The sequence below is a fragment of the Corallococcus terminator genome (assembly GCF_003611635.1).
GTDB lineage: Bacteria > Myxococcota > Myxococcia > Myxococcales > Myxococcaceae > Corallococcus > Corallococcus terminator.
Genome location: NZ_RAVZ01000181.1, coordinates 1 through 19,355 on the forward strand (window position 1 = coordinate 1; position 19,355 = coordinate 19,355).

Below are 19,355 nucleotides of genomic sequence, written 5' to 3' on the forward strand. Positions count from 1 at the left end.
CGGTGGGGGCGGGTCGCCGTGCTGCTGGTGGGAGTGCTCCTCGCGGGGCTCGCTGTGTGGCGTCTGGGGCACGTCCTGGGAGTCGTGGCCCCGCCAGTAGCGCCGGACGTCCGGCAAATGGCGCCGCGCGCTGGGGTGGAACAAGCTCACGCGTCGCTGGCGGGAGATCCACCACCCGTTCCGTTCCAGCAGGAGAAAGAAGACATGACCCTTCGTGCGCCGCGGCAGGCGGCCGTCAATTCCTCCCCGGCGCGCTCTGGTGCGCTCGGGAAGCTCAAGCGGTGCACCCTGGCCGCTGGCGCAGTGGCCCTCACTGCGTGTCCAGGAGCACAGGTTCGTCCCGACTCCAGTCGCTGCCCCGAAGGGGCGCTGGAGGCCATGCGCAAGCTCTCCATGAATGAGACCGGCGGCGCCAGCATCCTCACGGACATCGAGCAGCCTGGCACCAACTCGGAAGAACTCATTGTCCGCGATGGCCCCATCGTCAGCCTCACCGTCGAAAGCTATGGGGACATGCCCACGGGAACCCGCCTGTACGGGCAGCTCTGGACGGGCGGAGGACGGGTGACCGGCCGCTACACCCGAGCGGAATTGCCCGACCGGCGCGTCATCCCGGTCTGCCTCGTGTATGGGAACCGCGATGGCGGAGAGTGGCTTCCGGGCTCCAAGGCTGGCGCGGTCAGGATGCCGCGCACCTGGGCCTATACGGTCGTGCACGCCTTCCCTTGAGCCATACTCATGAAGGAGCCGGGATTCTGAAATTGTTCTAATATGACCTGCTGGGTTCTCCCAGTTCAGGTAACTTAGAGGGTAGTTTGTCCTTGTTCTCCCCGGATGACTGCGTCCGCGTGGATGACAAGGAGCCCGCACGGCATGAGTCCTTCCAGGACGGTGAACCCTCCTCCTCCCGAAGTGCTATTCAAGACGGGCTCCAAGGCCTTCGAGCTGACGCAGGTGCTGCGGCGAAGCAGCCACGGGGAGCAGCAGCTCATCGCGCTCCGGAGGCAGCCGGGGCAGGAACCCGTACCGGTGTTCCTTCAGGCGTTGTCCCTGACGGGGCGGACGGTGTCGCGTCTGCGGGACCCTCGGGCGCGCATGCAGGAGATGGTCACGCTCGCGCGGATCCTCCAGCATCCGCGCATCGCCCGGCTGAACGGATGCCATGAAGCGGCGGGCGTCCTGTATCTCGAATGGGAGCACGTCCCCGGGTACACGTTGGACGACGTATCGCTGCTGCCGCTGGTGTATGTGCATGCGTACTCCGAAGCCTTCCTGCTGCACGTGGGGCTCCAGTTGGCCTCGCTGCTCGCGTTCCTGCATGGGCAAGCGGATGAGCGCGGTCTGCCATTGGGCTTCGTGCACCGCGACCTGCATCCGCAGGGCATCCGGTTCGGGCCAGACGGACAGTTGGCGTTGACGCACCTGGGAGACGCCTTCTCACGGCTGCCGGGCCGGGTGCCTTCCAGCATCACGCGTCCCCATGGACAGGCATTCTACGGGGCTCCAGAGGTGCTGTTCGGCGAGGCCGCGGATGCGCGTTCGGACCTGTTCTCGCTGGGGCTCATCCTGTTGGAGCTGGCGACGAGCCTGCACCTGTACAGCCTGCCCCGTGTCCTCATGGGAGACCTGGATGCGCGACTGACGGACGAGGATGGGCAGCGGGTGCTCCAGGGGATGATGGTGGCGGAGCAGGCGGGGCGGTTCACGAGCGAATACATCCACATCGTCACGCACGCCGCCGCGTACCGGCCCGAGGACATCGAGTCGCTGATGTTCCGGCTGTCACCCGCCCTGCGCGCCATCCTCCACCGCCTGCTCAAGCGCGACCGTGCGGAGCGCTACGCGACGGCGGAGGAGGTGGAGGCGGACCTGCGTGCCCGGGCCACGGAGCTGGGTGGGCAGTACGGCGGCGCGGAGGCAGCGGAGGAGTTCCAGAAGGCGCTCGCGGGCACGGCGCCACTGATGAATGCGTTCCAGACGGACGTGGGGGCCTTCCCGCGTGGAAGTGTGCTGTACCTGCCGACGCCAGCATTTTGAACGACGACGCTGTGCCGATCGTGATGGGAGTCGTGCAATGAAAGGAGACAATATCTCCCTTGAAACACGGGAGTTGTTGGGGAAGCTTTGGACGGAATCTTCGTCCGAGGATGACAAGATGCGATTGGAGGTGGCGATGGATGCGCTCCAGTTCATCTACGACATGGGCCAATCCCAGCTCTTCCGGGTGTATCACCAAGCGATCGAGGAACAAGAGCCTCCGTTCGTGTTCGCTTCCTTCGATACCCGCCCGGAAGCGGATGCATGGCTGATGGCGCAGAATCCGGTTCCCGATCGGGCGGCCGTGTTGGTCGCAGGTGAATACTTCAAGGTGATGGACTTGCCGGAGTTGGGCAAGGGCACGCGCAGGCTGCTCTCCAGCCCGATCCTCAAGTTCTACCTGCAAGACATGTGGGAAAAGGCCAAGGCTCCGGTGGCCTTGTTCTCCACGCGCGAGGAAGCGGAGACCTGGCTCCGGGAGCAGCCCGAGCCTCCCCGTCAGGTCGCCATCCTGATCGACGGCAAGCCCTACCTCGCGGCTTGGCATCATCGGATCCAGCTCCGGATCCTCTACCCCCTCACCCCACCCGAAGCCGCTCCCACGTAGGCGCCCTCAGTTCCACGCCAGCCGCGCGACCTCCCTGATGCCCGTGCGGCAGTTGAATGCGTTCCAGACAGACGTAGGCCCTCCCCCGTGGGAGTGGGCCGCACCTGCTGACGCCGGTGGTGTGAAACGCCGTCGCACGTCATCCGATTGTGCTACGGGCTCCCGCAATGAAGACGCTGTGGCTGGTCCTGATGGGAGTGCTGCTGTCCTCGTGTGGGGCGGGGCGACAGAAGATCGCACTCGGAGCTGAAGAGCTCCGGTCCCTTGTGCTCTTCATCCAGGAGCAGCCGGATGGGACAAGGGTCCACTCCTGGCGGTCCGTGGACGAGGTGGAGTCGGTCCGCTATCTGCTGAAGCCTGGAGCCGGAGGCGGCCGACGAATTGTGCTCACGGCGGCGGGAAGCCGGGACTGCGACGCGGAGAACCGGGAGTGTGTCCGGGCGTGCATGGCGCGGCCCGTGGCTCGGGGCTACGGTCACGTCACCACCTCAGACAGGGGGAAGGGGGGCAAGCAGTCACATTGTGAGGGGCTGTGCAACCAGCCTTATATGGACTGCTCAGAAATCCAGGAGCGGAAGCCAAGGCAGTTCTCGGCGGTCGACGCGGCGGTGGACTGGTTGGAGCGCAATCAGAGAGGCATCCTGGTCGGGAGCGTGGTTGTCATCGCGGGAGTTGCGTTCGTCGTTGTCTCCGCCGGGGCCGGGCTGATCATCCTCGCGCCTGCGGCGCTTCTGGCGAGCGGAGACAGCAATGTGGCGCCTGTGGTGATGGGAGCCATGCCATGAAGCAGGACGATATGCCCCTTGAAGCGCGGGAGTTGTTAGGGCGGCTCTGGTCGGAATCTCAATCCCAGGATGACAAGTTGCGACTGGAGGTGGCGATCGACGCGCTCCATTTCATCTATGCCATGGGGCTATCCCAGCCATTCCGGGCGTATCGCCAGAGCGTCGATGAGCACGAGCCCCCGCTCGTGTTCGCTTCCTTCGATACCCGAGCGGAAGCGGATGCGTGGTTGATGGCGCAGACCTCGGTTCCCGACCGAGCGTCCGTGTTGGTCGCGGGCGACTACTTCTCCGTGAGGGACCTGCCGGAACTGGGCAAGGGCACGCGCAGGCTGCTCTCCAGCCCGATCCTCGAGTTCTACCTGCAAGACATGTGGGAAAAGGCCAAGACGCCGGTGGCCTCGTTCTCCACGCGCGAGGAGGCGGAAACCTGGCTCCAGGAGCAGCCCGAACCTCCCCGTCAGGTCGCCATCCTGATCGACGGCAAGCCCTACCTCGCGGCCTGGCATCACCGGATCCAGCTCAGGACCCTCTACCCGCTCACCGCACCCGAAGCCGCTCCCACGTAGGCGCCGTCAGTTCCAGGCCAGCCGCACGACCTCCTTGATGCCCTATCCCCTGGTCGCCTGCCTCGCCCCGTCGCGCGGCAGCTTCACCGTGAAGGTCGTCCCCGCCTCCTTCGAGGAGCTCACCGCGATGGTGCCGCCGTGCGCCTGGACGATGTGCTGCACGATGTAGAGCCCCAGCCCCACGCTGCGCGTCGTCAGGTCCATGCCCGGGGCCCCCCGCTGCATCGGCTGGAAGAGGCGGCACAGCATGTCGGGGGGAATCGGGTCGCCCGCGTTGTGCACCTCCAGGAGGACCTCCCGCTCCGTGCCCTGGACGCGCACCATCACCGGCGTGCCCTCCGGTGAATACTTCAGCGCGTTGCCCAGCAGGTTGGTGAGCACCTGCGCCATGCGGTCCGGATCCCAGCAGCCCCTCGCCTCGTGGCCCGGCATGGAGGTCTGGAGGACGCGCTCGGGGAAGTTCATCTGCACCTCCTCCATCACCTGCCGCACCACCGTGGCCAGGTCCAAATCCTGGCACTGCACGGGAATCCCTCCGCCCAGGCGCGCCTGGGTGAAGTCGAGCAGGTCGCGGATCATCCGCACCGCCCGCTCCGCGGAGGCCTGGATGCGCAGGACGGCCTTGGTGGCGCGCTCGTTCAGCTCATCGCGCCGCAACAGCGACGCGGTGCCCAGCGTGATGGCGTTGAGCGGGTTTCGCAGGTCGTGGGACACGATGCCCACCAGGTACCGCTCGAACTCCGCGCGCTGCCGCGCCGCCTCCTCCTCGCGCTTGCGCTCCGTCACGTCCAGCGCCGTGCCCACGAAGCGCGCGGGACGTCCGTCCGGGCGGAAGTGGACCTGGCCGCGCCCGGACAGCCACCGCACCTTCGCGCCGTCCCCGGTGGGAGGCCGCACCCGGAATTCGCAGGCGTACTCCCCGGTGCCCCCGGGCATGTTGGCCTCCGCCATCGCCTGCTCCACCTTCGCCCGGTCCTCCTCGTGGACGAACTGCATCGCCTCCGCGAGCGACAGCTCCCCTTCGGCGGGCAGCCCCAGCATGGCGCGAAATCGCGGGTCCCAGGACGCCTCGCCCGTGAGCGGATTGACGTCCCAACTGCCCATGTCCACCGCTGCCAGCGCCAGCCGCAGCCGCTCCTCGCTGGCGTGCAGCGTGGCCGCCAGCGCCTCCGTGCGCTGCCGGGCCCGCACGCCATCCGTGACGTCGGTGGCGACGATGAGGATGCCCTCGATGGAGCACTCCGCCCCGAGCAGCGGCTGGTAGACGAAGTTGAAGTACGCGTCCTCCAGCATCCCGCCCGGCGCCCGCGCCAGCCGCACGCGCACCTCGTTGCCCACGTACGGCTCGCCCGTGGTCAACACGCCGTCCAGCAGCTTCTGGATGCCCTGGCCCCGCACCTCCGGCAGCGCCTCCAGCAGGGGACGGTGCAGCACCTGCTGGAGCGTGCGGCCCCAGAGTTCGAGGATGCGGGCGTTGGCCAGCTCCACGATGTGCGTGGGACCCCGGAGGATGCCCAGCGCCACCGGCGCCTGATGCAACAGCGTGTTGAGACGGCTCAGCTCCGTGTTCGCCTGGACGCGCGCAGTCTGGGCCTCCTGGAGCAGCAGCTCGCGACCGGCCTCCGTCTTCCTCCGGGCGGTGATGTCCTGCATGGCGCCCACCATCCGCACGCCCCGGCCCTGCGCGTCGCGCGTGATGACGCCCGTGTCCAGCACCCGCACGGCGTCACCCCGGCGGTTCAGGAACCGGTACTCGTCCTGCCACCGCGCCTGCGTGCCGTGGATGGCCGCGTGGATGCCGTGCTCCACGCGCTCGCGGTCCTCGGGGTGGATGCGGCCCACCCACCAGTCCGCGGTGGGCCCCGTCTCCTCCGGCGTGAAGCCGAGCAGGTCCCGCACACCTCCGCTCCAGGTCACCTCCTGCGTGGTCAGGTCCCAATCCCAGACGGAATCGGAGGCCGCCTGGGCCGCCAGCCGGTAGCGCGTCTCCGACGTCGCCAGTTGCTCGTGGGCTTCGTGGAGCTTCCCCATGAGCAGCGCGCGGTCGAGGATGCCGGAGAGGTACTCCACCAGCGTCTCCATGAAGCGCTTGGTCTGTGGCGGCACCGGCCGGGCCTCCGCGAAGCCCACGCACAGGACGCCCATCAGCTCGCCGTGGGGCCACAGGCGCAGGCCCAGGAGCGTGCTCCAGCCTTCGTTTCCCAATCCCTCGCGTTCGGCGTCCGTCAGGCCGTGCGCCTGGGCCAGCACCAGGGGCTCCTCTGAACGGGCCACCCTCCCCAGGAAGGAGGGCCCCCGCGCATCCGCCCGGCGGCGCCCCGCGTGCGGGACGTCCCGCACCGGGTCCGCGATGGCCACCATCATCGTGCTCCCCCGCTCCACCAGGAACAGCTCCGCGCCCGCGGCCTCCAGCGCGCGGATGACGGTGTCGATGAGCGGCTGGAGCCGGGCCTGCGCGTCCTCGTGCGCCCCCAGCGCCTGGGGGGCCAGCGCGTCCAACTGGCGCAGGAAGCGCTTCTCCCGCTGGCGGTCCTCCATCGAGTAGCCGGAGAAGAGGACCACCACGTGGTCCATGGCGTCCTCCAACTGCTGGAAGAGGCACTGGAGGTCGGAGGCGGCGGGCTTGTGTTCGGGCCCCGCGTCGTCCCAGAGCCGGGGGATGAGCCGGCCCAGGAGCGTGTATTCATCCGTCGCGTCCTCCTGCGTGGCGCCCACCCGCAGGCGCAGGTTGATGTGGACCTCCTCCAGGCGCTTGCGCGTCTCCAGGCGCTCCGGCGTGGGACCGTGCCGGCAGATGAGCGCCACCGTGCGCAGGTACTCCGGCAGCGTGGTGATGATCTCCGACGCCTTCAATCCCTGGCTGCTCTCCCAGCCGCGCGTCTCCTCGACGAAGCGCCGCACCAGGATTTCCAGGTTCGCTTCGATGAGGTCGGCGATGAGATTCATGGCTCAAGGGGACGGTTAGGGGCTGCCGTCCCCGGGTGCAACGCCGGGACGTCTGTTTTCCTGGAAGATGAAACGCCTGGCGTGCAGCGGAAGGGCGCGCGAGGAGGGCTTGCGCGACACGGAAGGGATGTACACGCGGCGTCATTGCTGGCGATGCCGGTGCGACCTGCGTAGGCTGTCGTTCGTGTTGAGAACAACGCCCCGCTCCACCATCCTCATCGTCGACGACGAACCGGACCTGCGCGAGGTGGTGGCGGAGCTGCTGGAGATGGAAGACTACGCGGTGGTGCAGGCGGCCAACGGGCAACTGGCCCTGGACGCGCTCGCCCACGTGCCCCGCCCGTGTCTGGTGCTGCTGGACCTGATGATGCCGGTGATGGATGGACACGAGTTCCTCCACCGCGTGCGCGAGGACGCCCGCTACCAGGACCTGCCGGTGCTGATGCTCACCGCGCACCCGACGGCCAAGGCGCCTCCGGGCACGGTGGGCCTCTTGCGAAAGCCCGTGGACATCACGGAGCTGCTCGCGCTGGTGGCCCGGCACTGCCAGTCCACCTGACGGCCCCACGCGGGCCCACGGCTCACGCCGCGGGGGCCGCGTGCACGGCGATGGCGTCCAGCAGCTCTTCCAGTCGCACCGGCTTGCCCAACCGTCCGGAGACTCCGTGCGGCAGCGGCAGCGTGGGGTGCGCCGTCAGCACCAGCACCCGCGTCAGCGCCAGCGCGCCCGTGCGGCGCAGGTGTTCGATGAAGGCGTGCCCGTCCATCACCGGCATCACCAGGTCCAGCAGGATGAGGTCCGGGATGCGCTCCAGCCGCGCCAGCGCGTTCAGCGCGTCCTGGCCGTTGACCGCCGTGAGCACCCGGTAGCCTTCCGACTCCAGGATCTCCTTCAGCGCCTCGCGGACGTCCCGGTTGTTTTCGACGAGCAGCAGGGTGGTGGAGTGTTGCGTGGTGGACACACGTCAACGCTAGGGCAGGGGACCGGGAAATTCCAACCCGCGAGAAGTCGGGCGGGGTGGGAGCAGGCAGGCATGTGTCGCCGGAAGGGCTCCAGGCCCCGATGCCGGAGCTTCAGGGTGCGCGCGGCAGGGTCATGGTGAAGACCGTCCGCTCCGGGCCCGACTCCACGACCAGGGTTCCCCGGTGGCTGCGGACGATCTGCTCGGAGATGAAGAGGCCCAGGCCCAGGCCGGAGGGCACGTGGGCGCCCGTCTGCGCGCGCTGGAAGGGGTGGAAGAGGATGGCCAGCTCCTCCTTGGGGATGGGGTTGCCCCGGTTGCTCACCCGCGCGATGGCCAGCTCCGGTCCGCCCTGGAGGGACAGCTCCACGGTGGACTCCGGCGGGCTGTACTGGAGGGCGTTGCCCAGGAGGTTGCTCAGGACCTGCGCCAGCCGGTCCGCGTCCCACCGGCCGCCCAGCGGTCCGGTGGACTCCACCCGCACGGTGCGGTTCGGGTGCACCAACTCCAGCTCCTCCACCACCTGGCGCACCACCAGCCCCAGGTCCGTCGCGCCCGGCGTCAGCGGGATGCCGCCGCCCAGCCGGCTGCGGGTGAAGTCCAGCAGTTCGGTGATCATCCGCGTCATCCGGTCCGTGCTGCTGATGATGCGCCCCACGGTGCGCACCAGCGCGGGAGGCACCTGTTCGCTGGCGATGAGGAAGCTGGCCCCCATTCGGATGGCGTTGAGGGGGTTGCGCAGGTCGTGGCCGACGATGCCCAGGAAGCGCTCGCGGAACTCCGCCGCCGCTCTCAGCTCCCCCTCGGACTGCTTGTGCCGGGTGACATCCACCACCACGGATCCCACGCCCAGCACCTCGCCCCCGGGCGTGCGCACCGGGTGGAAGCTCACCATCAGATGCGACTCGCCTCCCGCCGCGTCGGGCCCCGCCCGCTTCAGCGCCACGGCCAGCTCCTCCGCGGGCTCTCCCGTCTCCAGCACGCGGCGGATGACGGGCTCCAACTGCGGCGCCAGGGAGGGCAGCACCTGCGCGAAGGTCCTGCCCGCGTGGGCGTCCAGGGGCAGTCCGTCCAGCTTCGCCATCCGCGCGTTGACGTGCACGAACTTCAGCTCCCGGTCCAGCAGCGACAGGCCCACCGGCGAGGAGGTGAGGAGCGCATCCAGTTGCGCGAGCGCCTCCGCCTTCTCCTGGTCCGCGCGCCGCACGGCGTCCACCAGCCGCTTGCCGCGCACCAGCGCGTTCACCCGTGCGCGCACCTCCTCCGTGCGGAAGGGTTTGGCCACGTAGTCGTTGGCGCCCGCGCGCAGGCCCTGCACCAGGTCCTCCGGCCGGCCGTGCGCGGTGAGCATCAACACCGGCAGGGTCTCCGTTTCGGACTGACCGCGCAGGAACTGGCAGACCTCCGGGCCGGACATCCCCGGCATCTCCCAGTCCAGCACCACCACGTCCGGCGCCCGCCCGGCGTGCAGGCGTTCGAGCATCGCGGCGCCATCCGGGAAGGTCTCCACCCGGAAGCCCGTGCCCAGCGCGGTCTTGATGAAGCGTGCCTCACTGGCGCTGTCGTCCACCACCCAGACGCATGGTGTGGGCTCCCCTGTCGTGGAGGTGTCTCCCGGGGGCAGGACGGTGTACGCGCGCGCCGCGTGCTGTCCCCGGGACTTCGTGACATACCGGCACGCGTGCGTGGAGAAGCCAACGCTCGGCCCACGCGCGATGACTCATTTCTTTCAGCAGCCCGGAATCGTTCTAGCTTGGTCGGTCGTTTCCAGAGGACGCCATGCCCGAGGTACTCGTCGTCGATGACAGCAAGGTGATGCGCGAGATGGTGGTCGCCTGCCTGCGGCCCTATCCCGACAGCCGCTTCACGCAGGCTTCCAGCGGGCTGGAGGCCATCGAGCAGTTGTCGCTCAAGGCATATGACCTGCTCGTGCTGGACCTCAACATGCCTGACATTGGCGGCATCGAGGTGGTGGAGTTCGTGCGGGGGCAGGACCAACTGCGCGCGCTGCCCATCATCATCGTCACGACCCGAGGGGACGAAGCCTCGCGCGAGCGTGCACTGGGGGCTGGCGCCAGCCTCTTCATGACCAAGCCCTTCACCCCGGACTCCCTCCAGGGCGCGGCCCGGTCCCTGCTGGAGAAGGCCTCGGACGAGGCGTCGCGCGGGTGACGACGCCCGGGGAGTTCGCGGAGTTCCTCCCCGCCTACCTGGCGGAGGTGGATGAGCTGCTGGCCTCCGCGCAGCGCGACCTGCTCGCCGTGGAGGAGGCCGTCCGCCGGGGTGCCGCCCAACCGCGCGCCGTGCGAGAGCTGTTCCGCGCCCTGCACACCATCAAGGGCCTGTCCGCCATGGTGGACGTGGAGCCCATCGTCTCCGTGGCGCATTGGATGGAGGCGTCCCTGCGGGTGGCGGATCAGGCGGGCGGTCGCCTGCCCGAATCCAGCGTGGAGCCCCTGGTGGAGGGCCTGCGCGCCATCGAGCAGCGCGTGCGGCAACTGGGCGCAGGAAAGCCGCCCTCGCCCGCGCCCGCGAACCTGCTGGAGCGGCTGGAGGCGCTGGGGCCCCAGGTGCTGGAGGCGGCGCCCCGGGAGCCGAGGGCCGTCGTGCTGGACGCGCAGGCCGCGTTCGCTTCCAAGCTGGCGCCTTCGGAGCGCGAACAGTTGGAGGGCGGGCTCGCGGGAGGCCAGCGCGCGGTGCGGCTGGACTTCGTGCCCTCCTCCGAGCGCGCCGCGAAGGGCCTCAACATCAACACCGTGCGCGAGCGCGTGGCGAAGCACGGCGACATCGTGAAGGTGCTGCCGCTGTCCGGCGCCGCGGCGGGCGGAGCGTCGCTGGCGTTCGCGCTGCTGCTGCTCACCCACTCGGAGGACGCGGCGCTGCTGGAGGCCGTGGGCGGCGCTCCCGCCACGGTGCGCTCGCTGGCGGTGGCCGCGCCCCTCGCGCCCCCGGCGGCTGGACCGTCCGCGCCGCCCCCGGCGGCCGGACCGTCTCCTGCGCTGCTCCCCGCGATGCCCGGAGCGCTCGGAGTCCCCGGTCCCGAGGACGACCTGGACGAGCCGGAGGTGCGCCGGGGCGGTGGCCTTTTGCGCGTGGAGGTGTCGCGGCTGGACGAGGCCATGGAGTGGCTGGCGGCGCTCGTGGTCAACCGCTCCCGGCTGACGCGCGCGGTGACGGCGCTCACGGCGGCGGGGGCGCCCACGCGCGAGCTGGCGGCCATCCTCCAGGAGAACGGCCGGCAGCTTCGCGACCTGCGCTCGGCCATCCTGCGCCTGCGCATGGTGCGCGTGGGGGACGTGCTGGAGCGGCTGCCCCTCTTGGTGCGCGGGCTGCGGCGCACCACCGGGAAGGCGGTGCGGCTGGAGCTGGACGTGGGCGACGCGGAGCTGGACAAGGCCGTGGCGGACCGGCTGATGCCCGCGCTGGTGCACCTGGTGCGCAACGCGGTGGACCACGCGCTGGAGCTGCCCGACGAGCGGCTTGCCGCAGGCAAGCCCCCCGAAGGGCTGGTGCGCCTGGGCTGCCATGCGCGCTCCAGCGGCCAGTTGGAAATCACCCTGCGCGACGACGGCCGGGGCGTGGATGCGAAGGCGGTGGCGCAGGCCGCGAACGCGCCCGTGCCGGAGTCGGTGGACGGCCTGCTGGATCTCTTGTGCCGGCCCGGGCTGTCCACGCGCCAGGAGGCCACGAGCACCAGTGGCCGGGGCATGGGGATGGACATCGTGCGGCGCATCGTCGTGGAGCAGCTTGGCGGCGAGCTGCGCATGGAGACGCGCAAGGGCGCGGGCACCACCTTCACCCTGCGCGTGCCGCTCACGGTGACGTTGGTGGACGCCATCGTCTTTGAATGCGCGGGCCTCAAGTACGCGGTGGCGGTGGGCACGGTGGAGGAGCTCATCGACGTGGACGCGCTGAAGGTGGTGCGGCCCGCGGGCGCGGACGGCCTGGGGTTGTTGGAGCGGCGGGGCGCGGCGGTGCCGCTGGTGTCGCTGGAGCGCCTGCTGGAGCGGACGGCGCCAGGGGACGCGCAGGGCGCCCGGGGCACCAAGGCGCTCATCGTGCGGCAGCGCGGGGAGCCGGTGGCCTTCGCGGTGGACCGGCTGCTGGGGCAGCAGGAGATCGTCCTGCGCCCGCTGGAGGATCCGCTGGTGCGCGTGGCGGGCGTGGCGGGCGCCACGGACCTGGGCGACGGAATGCCCACGCTGGTGCTGGACCTGGGCGCGCTCGGCGCGGCGCGCGTGGGCCGCCGGATGGGCGCCGCGCGCTCGGGAGGATGGGCGTCATGAACGTGCTGCACGTGTTGTTCAAGGTGGACGGGACGGAGTACGCGATGCCCGCGGCGGACGTGGTGCAGATGGAGTCCTTCTCCGGCGCCACGCCGGTGCCAGGGGCTCCCGCGCACGTGGCGGGGCTGGTGCAGGTGCGGGGCCGGGTCATCCCGGTGGTGGACGCGCGCGCCCGCTTCGGGCTGCCGCCGAGCACGCCCACCCTGGATTCACGGGTGGTGGTGGGGCAGTTGGGCGAGCGCACGGTGGGATTGCTCGTGGACAGCGCGCGTGAAGTCCTGAAGTTGGACCCGCGCACCATCCAGCCGCCTCCGCCCATGGTGGTGGAGCGCGCGAAGGGTTTCGTGAAGGCCGTGGCGCAGGTGGGCCCGCGGCTGGTGATGCTCATCGATTTTCCCCGGGTGATGGGGGAGGAGACCGCGGATGTCGACGGACAACGGTAGCAGCAGCGCCCCCCGGCTGGAGGACGCGCGCGCGCTGGCGGAGCGCACCGCGCTCAAGATGGAGGAGAGCGCGGGCCTGGTGCAGTCCACGGAATTGCTCGCGGCGCGGCTGGCCTCCGCGGGCAACGAACAGGCGGCGTCGGGCGAACAGGTGCGCACGGCCATCGAATCCGTGGCCGCGCAGGTGGAGCAGACGAGCGCCGCGGTGCTGTCGCTGGTGCGCAGCCAGCGCGCGATGAGCGAATCCGCCCGGGGCGTGCAGCAGGAGGCGGAGGCCACCGCGGGCGCGATGCAGGAGGTGACCGCGTCGGTGGCCAGCGTGCGCAAGGACGCCGCGCTGCTCGCCGCGTCGTCGGATGCGACGGCCTCCACCGTGGAGGAGGTGGCGCGCTCGGTGAAGGGCGTGAGCGCCAACGCGGAGGAGCTGGCCGCCTCCAGCGAGGAGCTGCTCGCGAGCGTGCAGGAGATGAACGCCACCGTGGAGGACCTGGTGGCGCGCAACCAGACGAGCGCCGCCACCACGGAAGAGGTGGCCGCCACCATCGAGGAGATGTCCAAGGGCATCAGCCGGCTGTCCACGGACACGCAGGGCGTGGGCGAGCGCATGGCGCAGGTGTCCGGCGCCGTGGTGTCGCTGGGCAAGACGCTCCACGAGGTGTCGCGCGACGCGGCCTCCATGGCCTCCAGCGTGGAGGAGACGGCCTCCACCACCGAAGAGGTGGCGCGCAGCGTGCGCGGCGTGGCCGACCATGCGCGCACCCTGGAGGCGCACACCTCCGCCACCGCGTCCACCGTGCAGGAGGTGGCCGCCAGCGTGGAGGAGGTCGCCGCCACCGCGGAGAAGAACGCGGCCGTGGTGGACGCCAACGCGGCCACCATCGAACAGCTCGCGCGCTCCGCCCAGGCGGTGGCCCGCGCCGCGGACAGCATCAACGGCCTGGCGTCCAGCAGTGCCACCGCGTCCGCGCAGTTGGAGACGTCCACGCGCCGCGCGGCGCAGATGACGGAGGAGGCGCGGCTGGCGGCCGAACGCGTGGGCGTGAGCGCGCGCGAGGGCGGCGTCACGGTGGCGCGCTCCATCGCCGGCTTCGGCCGCATCCGGCAGTCCATCGTGGAGTCGTCCGGGGTGATGAAGGAGATGGGCCGGCGCGCCGAGGAGATTGGCGACATCGTGCAGACCATCAACCTCATCGCGGACCGCACGAACCTCCTGTCGCTCAACGCCAGCATCGAGGCGGCGCGGGCGGGGGAGCACGGCCGGGGCTTCGCGGTGGTGGCGGAGGAGATCCGCGCCCTGGCGGACCGGGCGGCGGCGGCCAGCGCGGACGTGGCCAAGATTGTCCGGGGCCTCCAGACGACGGCGCGCGAGGCGGCCACGGCCACGGGAGAAGGCGTGCGCGCGGCGGACGAGGGCGCGGCGCTGGCGGGGGACGCGGAGAAGGCGCTGGGCACCATCCTCAAGGGCGTGGAGGACCTGGGCCAGAACGTGCGCGAGGCGTCGCGCGCGTCGGCGGAGCAGGTGCAGGCGGTGCAGTCGCTGGCCCAGTCCACCGCGAAGGTGAGCGAGCAGGGCCGCGTCATCGCGACCTCCGCGACAGAGCAGGCGCAGGCCGCGCAGGCGCTGGCCCAGGGCGGCACGGAGATGCGGCGCATGGCGCGGCAGACCACGCAGGCCACCGCGGACCAGGCCAAGGCGCTGCGCGAGGCGGTGCGCTCCAACACCCAGTTGTCGGAGGTGGCGCAGAAGGTGTCGCGCGCGATGCAGGAGCAGGCCGCGGCGGCCACGGACCTGGCCAAGGGCGCGGTGCAGATGCGGCAGTTGGTGCAGGGCGTGAGCGGCGCGGTGGCGGCGCAGGGACAGCAGGTGACCGCCCTGGGCACGGTGGCACAGGAGGTGGCGTCCGCCACCCAGCGCGCCATCACCGGCATCGCTGAACAGGCCAAGGCCGCGCAGGAGGTGGCCCGGGCCATGGACGCCACGCGCAAGGAGGTGGCCCAGTCCACGCGCGCGATGGTGGAGCAGGGCCGCGCCCTCAAGCAGGGCGAGGTGGCCACCCGCCAGGTGGCGAAGCTCGCGCAGGAGGTGACGCGCGCCACGGAGGAGCAGGCCCAGGCGCTGTCTTCGCTGGTGCGCGGCGCGGAGGAGGTGCGCCGGGTGGCCAGGACGACGGCGCGGGCGCTGGATGAGCAGACGGACGCGCTGTCGGCGTTGACTGCGTCGGCCACGAAGCAGGCCTCCGGTGTGGCCTCCGTGGCGAAGGTCGCGCAGGAGCAGGCCACGGTGACCGAACAGCTTGGCAAGTCCGTGGAGGAGATGCGGGGCCGCTCGCGGGAGATCGCCGTCACCACGGCCGAGCAGGCGCGCACCACGGCCATCACCGCCCAGGAGGTGAAGGAGGTGGCGGGCCGGCTGGGGCAGCTCGCGAAGCTTCAGGGCGAACAGGTGGAGGGGCTGGCCCACCTGAATGGACTTTTGGGAGGCAAGGACGCGGCTGTGTCCCGTGCTCCCCGGGAGCAGAAGGCGTGACGATGAACTCGACCGTGCGGCAAAACCCGCTCTCGCTGTCCGCGGACGACCGGGCCCGGGTGGAGGAAGTGGATCAACTGGCCCGCAAGGGGGCCTCCAGCCTGCCGACGCTGCTGGCCGGGCTGGACGCGCCGTCCTGGGCGGTGCGCCGCGCCGTGGTGTCCGCGCTCGCGCGCCTGGGCACCCCCGCGGTGCAGCCCCTGTGCGACGTGCTGATCCACCAGCGGGACAACGAAGCGCGCATCGCCGCGGCGGTGGACGCGCTGGTGGCCGCCACCGGCGAGGTGGACGGGCCGGTGGAGGTGCTGGGGGATGACGCCAACCCGGCCATCGTCTGCGACGCCGCCCAGGTGCTGGGCCGCCGCCGCAGCCGTCAGTCGGTGCCGCTGCTGGCGCGGCTGACCGTGCACGCGGACGACAACGTGGCGGTGGCCGCCATCGAAGCGCTGGGCCGCATTGGCGGCGGCGCGGCGGTGGACGCGCTGCTGGCCTCGCTGGGCAGCGGCAACTTCTTCCGCATCTTCCCCGCCATCGACGTGCTGGGCCGCTCGGGCGACCCCACGGTGGTGCCGGCGCTGATGGCGCTGCTGACGGATCCGTTCTACTCGCTGGAGGCCTGCCGGGCCCTGGGCCGCACCGGCCAGGAGGCCGCGGTGCCCGCGCTCGTGGGCCTGCTGCAACGGGGCAACGACGCGGTGGTGCGCGTGGCGGCGGTGGCGCTGGTGGAGATCCACGACGCGCAGGTGGCGCGCTTCGGCGGCGCGCGCATGGTGCCGTCGGTGCTGCGCTCCAGCTCGGCGGAGCCGCAACCCACGGGGCGCAGGCTCGCCCAGGTCATCTCCGGCGCGGACGCGGGGGAGAAGACCGCGGTGGCGCGGCTGCTGGGCTGGGTGGGCGGCGCGGACGCGGCGACGGGCCTGCTGAAGCTCCTGGACTCGCAGGACCTGGGCGTGTCGCGCGCGGCCGCAGCGGGGCTGGGCGAGCTGGGCGCGGACGCGGACGCGCAGATCCTCCAGGCGCTGCGCGAGGGCGACAGCTCCCGGCGCCGGGTGCTGCTGCCGCTCGTGGGCAAGCGGTCCGCGGCGGTGCCGGACGTGCTGTTGTGCCTGGAGGACCGGGACGCGATGGTGCGCGCGCTGGCGGCGGAGACGCTGTCGCGCATTGGCGACACGTCCGCGGTGCAGGCCCTCTTCGTGCGACTGTCGGACGAGGACCCGCGCGTGGTGCAGGCGGTGGTGGGCGCCATCCAGTCGCTGGGCAGCGAGACGACGGAGACGCTGGCGCTGGAAGCGGCGCGTTCGGCGGACACGCGCCAGCGCCGCGCGGCGCTGCGCATCGTGGCCTACTTCGGCTATCCGCGCGGCCTGGACGCGCTGCTCCTGGCCATGCGGGACCCGGATGAGCGGCTGCGCGACGCGGCCATCTACGGCCTGCCCTTCATCGACGATCCCCGGGCGGTGGACGCGCTGCTGGCCGCGGCGAGCCACGAATCCGAACGCACGCGCGCCACGGCGATGCGCGCGCTGGGCCAGACGGACAAGCAGGCCCGCATCACCTCCACGCTGCTGGGCGGGTTGAACGACCGCGACCCGTGGGTGCGCTACTACGCGTGCCAGTCGCTGGGGAAGCTGAACGAAGAGGCGGCCGCGGACGCCATCGTCGCGCTGGCCAACGACGACGCGGGCCAGGTGCGCGTGGCGGTGGTGGACGCGCTGGCGCACCTGCACACGGAGAGCGCCATGGCGGCGCTGCGGCGGGCGGCCTCGTCCACGGACGCGGACGTGCGCCGCGCGGCGCTGCTGGGCCTGGGCGTGGCCCGGCGTCCGGACGCGCTGCCGGTGCTGCTGGAGGCGGTGCACTCGGACGACCCGGCCACGCGGCTGGTCGCCCTGTCGGCGGTGGCGGAGTACGACGCGCCGGAGACGCTGCCCGCGCTCTTGAGGGCGGCGGGGGACCGGGACGACAGCGTGCGCAGCGCGGCGGTGGGCTTCCTGGCCACGCGCACCGGGCAGCACGCCACACAGGCGCTGGTGTCGCTGCTGGGCGACGTGATGCTGCGCGAGCAGGTGGTGGGCGCGCTGGCGCTGCCGGTGGACGGACGCCTCGCCGGGCTGCTGGCGGCGCTGGAGGTGGCGGACGACACGACGGCGCCCCTGCTGGTGGCGGCGCTCGCGCGGATGCGTCGGGCGGATGCGCGGGCGGCGCTGATGCAGGCGCTGGCCGGAGCAAGCCCCGCGGGACGGCGTGCGTCCGCGCCCGCGGTGGCGGCGCTGGGCACCTTGGAGTCGCGCGAGGCGCTGGACCGCGCGGCCCACCGCGACGAGGACGCCGATGTGCGGCGGGCCTGCCTGCTGGCGCTGGGGCGCTGAGAGTCCCCTGTCCATGACCTCGCTGCCGTTGTCCCCGCAGGTCTTCACCATCCTCGCGATGCTCATCGAGCAGCGCGCGGGGCTTCACTACGGCCCCGAGGACCGGGACCTGCTGTCGGAGAAGGTGTCGTCGCGGGCGCTGGACGCGGGCTTCGACTCGCTGCTCGACTACTACTACTTCCTTCGTTACGACCCGAAGGGGAGCGCGGCGCTGGACGCGCTGGTGGACTCGCTGCTCGTCCACGAGACGTACTTCTTCCGCGAGCCCCAGTCGCTGCAGGTGCTGGTGGACGAACTGCTGGTGCCCGCCGTCCACGCCGGCCAGCATCCGCGCGTGTGGTGCGCGGCATCCGCCACCGGCGAGGAGCCCCTCACGCTGGCCATGATGCTGGACGCGAAGGGGGTGCTGGGGGACGTGTCGCTCCTGGCCACCGACCTGAGCGTCCGGGCCCTGGAGCGGGCCCGGGCGGGCGAATACAACCTGCGCTGCCTGCGCGCGCTGCCCAAGGGGGTGGAGGGTCGCTGGCTGGACGTCGTGGACGGCCGGCCGCGCGTGCGGCCGGAGCTGGTGGCGAAGGTGGAGTGGAAGCAGTTGAACCTGATGGACACCGCGAACTTCCCGCCGCCCGGAAGCTTTGACGCAGTCCTGTGCCGAAACGTGCTCATCTACTTCCAGGACGACACCGCGCGCCGCGTGGTGGACGGCCTCACCCGGGTGCTCAAGCCCGGCGGGCAACTGGTGGTGGGTACGTCGGAGTCCCTGATGCGTTTCGGCACGGCGCTGCACTGCGAGGAACGGCGCGGCTCGTTCTTCTACCGCAAGGTGGAGTCATGACACCTCCGGCCCCCTTGCGCGTGCTGGTGGTGGACGACTCGGCGTTCGCACGCAAGGTGCTGCGCAAGGTGCTGTCGGACGCGGAGGGCCTGGAGGTGGTGGGCACCGCGCGCGACGGGCTGGACGCGCTGGAGCGGGTGGCGGAGTTCAAGCCGGACGTCATCACCCTGGACCTGGTGATGCCGGCGCTGGACGGGCTGGGCCTGCTCAAGGCGCTGGCGGGCATGCCGGACGCGCCGCGCGTGGTGGTGGTGAGCAGCGCGGACACGGAGAGCGAGCTGGCGGTGGCCGCGCTCCAGGCGGGCGCGGTGGACCTGGTGCACAAGCCCACGGCGCTCGCGACCGAGCGGCTCTACGAGCTGGGCGCGGAGCTGGTGGAGAAGGTGCGTGTCGCGGGCCGGGCGATGCCGCGCTACGTGCAGGAGGCGGAGCGCGAGGCCTTCGTCCGCGCCGCGCGCGTGGGCACCGGGACGTCTCCGAAGCTGCTGGCGGTGGGCACGTCCACGGGCGGGCCGCAGGCGCTGACGCGGCTGTTGTCGGCGCTGCCCCGGGACTTCCCGGCGCCGGTGGTGCTCGCGCTGCACATCCCCGCGGGCTACACGGAGGCGGTGGCGAAGCGGCTGGATACGCAGTGCGCGCTGGAGGTGGTGGAGGCGCGCGACGGCCTGGAGCTGGTGCCGGGCCGCGTGGTGCTGGCGAAGGCGGGCATGCACCTGAAGGTGGAGCGCCGGGGAGCCCTGGACCTGGTGCGCCTGGACCGCCATCCGCTGGGCACCCCGCATCACCCTTCAGTGGACGTGCTCTTCCAGAGCGTGGCGGCGGGGTGGGGTGAGCACGCGGTGGCGCTGGTGCTCACCGGCATGGGCGAGGACGGGCTCGTGGGCGCCCGGGCGGTGCGGGCCGCGGGCGGCGTGGTGCTCACGGAGTCGGAGTCGTCCTGCGTGGTGTACGGCATGCCGCGCGTGGTGGACGAAGCGGGCCTGTCCCAGGGC

16 protein-coding genes are annotated in these 19,355 nt (G+C 71.4%); 13 read left to right on the forward strand and 3 right to left on the reverse strand.

Annotated elements, in window-relative coordinates; all coding sequences use genetic code 11:
- Window positions 1-378 precede the first annotated feature (378 nt).
- The 5 genes from D7V88_RS24140 (at window position 379) to D7V88_RS24160 (ending at window position 3,995) form a co-directional block, all read left to right on the forward strand.
- A complete protein-coding gene (locus tag D7V88_RS24140) occupies window positions 379-729 on the forward strand; it encodes a hypothetical protein (RefSeq protein WP_120543003.1) in 351 nt (116 codons plus the stop codon).
- Between the two features lie 144 nt (window positions 730-873).
- Window positions 874-2,037 carry a protein kinase domain-containing protein gene (locus D7V88_RS24145; protein ID WP_158625141.1) on the forward strand — a complete coding sequence of 388 codons (1,164 nt, stop codon included), beginning with the start codon at window positions 874-876 and terminating at the stop codon, window positions 2,035-2,037.
- 118 nt (window positions 2,038-2,155) lie between these two features.
- Window positions 2,156-2,644 (forward strand): head protein, encoded by a 489-nt coding sequence (locus tag D7V88_RS24150; protein ID WP_147448844.1) that lies wholly within the window; start codon window positions 2,156-2,158, stop codon window positions 2,642-2,644.
- Between the two features lie 167 nt (window positions 2,645-2,811).
- Window positions 2,812-3,429 (forward strand): hypothetical protein, encoded by a 618-nt coding sequence (locus tag D7V88_RS44655; protein WP_244238357.1) that lies wholly within the window; start codon window positions 2,812-2,814, stop codon window positions 3,427-3,429.
- Window positions 3,426-3,995, forward strand: coding sequence for a head protein (locus D7V88_RS24160; RefSeq protein WP_120543006.1), 570 nt, complete (start codon window positions 3,426-3,428; stop codon window positions 3,993-3,995). Before D7V88_RS44655 ends, D7V88_RS24160 begins: the two co-directional genes overlap by 4 nt.
- Window positions 3,996-4,037: 42 nt before the next feature.
- Here D7V88_RS24160 and D7V88_RS24165 read toward each other — a convergent pair whose 3' ends face one another.
- A complete protein-coding gene (locus tag D7V88_RS24165; protein WP_120543007.1) occupies window positions 4,038-6,941 on the reverse strand; it encodes a PAS domain-containing protein in 2,904 nt (967 codons plus the stop codon).
- Between the two features lie 187 nt (window positions 6,942-7,128).
- Here D7V88_RS24165 and D7V88_RS24170 point away from each other — a divergent pair, with 187 nt between their 5' ends.
- Window positions 7,129-7,500, forward strand: coding sequence for a response regulator (locus D7V88_RS24170; RefSeq protein WP_372241112.1), 372 nt, complete (start codon window positions 7,129-7,131; stop codon window positions 7,498-7,500).
- A gap of 22 nt (window positions 7,501-7,522) precedes the next feature.
- Here the strand turns inward: D7V88_RS24170 and D7V88_RS24175 are convergent, their stop codons facing one another.
- Both D7V88_RS24175 and D7V88_RS24180 read right to left on the reverse strand, forming a co-directional pair.
- A complete protein-coding gene (locus D7V88_RS24175) occupies window positions 7,523-7,903 on the reverse strand; it encodes a response regulator (protein ID WP_120543008.1) in 381 nt (126 codons plus the stop codon).
- 112 nt (window positions 7,904-8,015) lie between these two features.
- A complete protein-coding gene (locus D7V88_RS24180; protein WP_120543009.1) occupies window positions 8,016-9,476 on the reverse strand; it encodes a sensor histidine kinase in 1,461 nt (486 codons plus the stop codon).
- A 206-nt stretch (window positions 9,477-9,682) separates the two neighbouring features.
- Between D7V88_RS24180 and D7V88_RS24185 the strand changes: the two genes are divergently transcribed.
- From D7V88_RS24185 to cheB, 7 genes are all read left to right on the forward strand, one after another.
- Window positions 9,683-10,075 (forward strand): response regulator, encoded by a 393-nt coding sequence (locus D7V88_RS24185; RefSeq protein ID WP_120543010.1) that lies wholly within the window; start codon window positions 9,683-9,685, stop codon window positions 10,073-10,075.
- Window positions 10,072-12,189: a chemotaxis protein CheA gene (locus D7V88_RS24190; RefSeq protein ID WP_120543011.1), complete on the forward strand. Its 2,118-nt coding sequence runs from the start codon at window positions 10,072-10,074 to the stop codon at window positions 12,187-12,189. Before D7V88_RS24185 ends, D7V88_RS24190 begins: the two co-directional genes overlap by 4 nt.
- Window positions 12,186-12,632 (forward strand): chemotaxis protein CheW, encoded by a 447-nt coding sequence (locus D7V88_RS24195; RefSeq protein ID WP_120543016.1) that lies wholly within the window; start codon window positions 12,186-12,188, stop codon window positions 12,630-12,632. Before D7V88_RS24190 ends, D7V88_RS24195 begins: the two co-directional genes overlap by 4 nt.
- The gene (locus D7V88_RS24200; RefSeq protein ID WP_120543012.1) at window positions 12,613-15,159 is read left to right on the forward strand and encodes a methyl-accepting chemotaxis protein; all 2,547 of its coding nucleotides are present in this window, start codon (window positions 12,613-12,615) and stop codon (window positions 15,157-15,159) included. Before D7V88_RS24195 ends, D7V88_RS24200 begins: the two co-directional genes overlap by 20 nt.
- Window positions 15,160-15,161: 2 nt before the next feature.
- The gene (locus D7V88_RS24205; RefSeq protein WP_120543013.1) at window positions 15,162-17,528 is read left to right on the forward strand and encodes a HEAT repeat domain-containing protein; all 2,367 of its coding nucleotides are present in this window, start codon (window positions 15,162-15,164) and stop codon (window positions 17,526-17,528) included.
- A 13-nt stretch (window positions 17,529-17,541) separates the two neighbouring features.
- Complete coding sequence (locus D7V88_RS24210) at window positions 17,542-18,363, forward strand: CheR family methyltransferase (protein ID WP_120543017.1); 822 nt, start codon at window positions 17,542-17,544, stop codon at window positions 18,361-18,363.
- Window positions 18,360-19,355: chemotaxis-specific protein-glutamate methyltransferase CheB (gene cheB / locus D7V88_RS24215; RefSeq protein ID WP_120543018.1), on the forward strand; the 996-nt coding region annotated here is incomplete at its 3' end. The genes D7V88_RS24210 and cheB, both read left to right, overlap by 4 nt.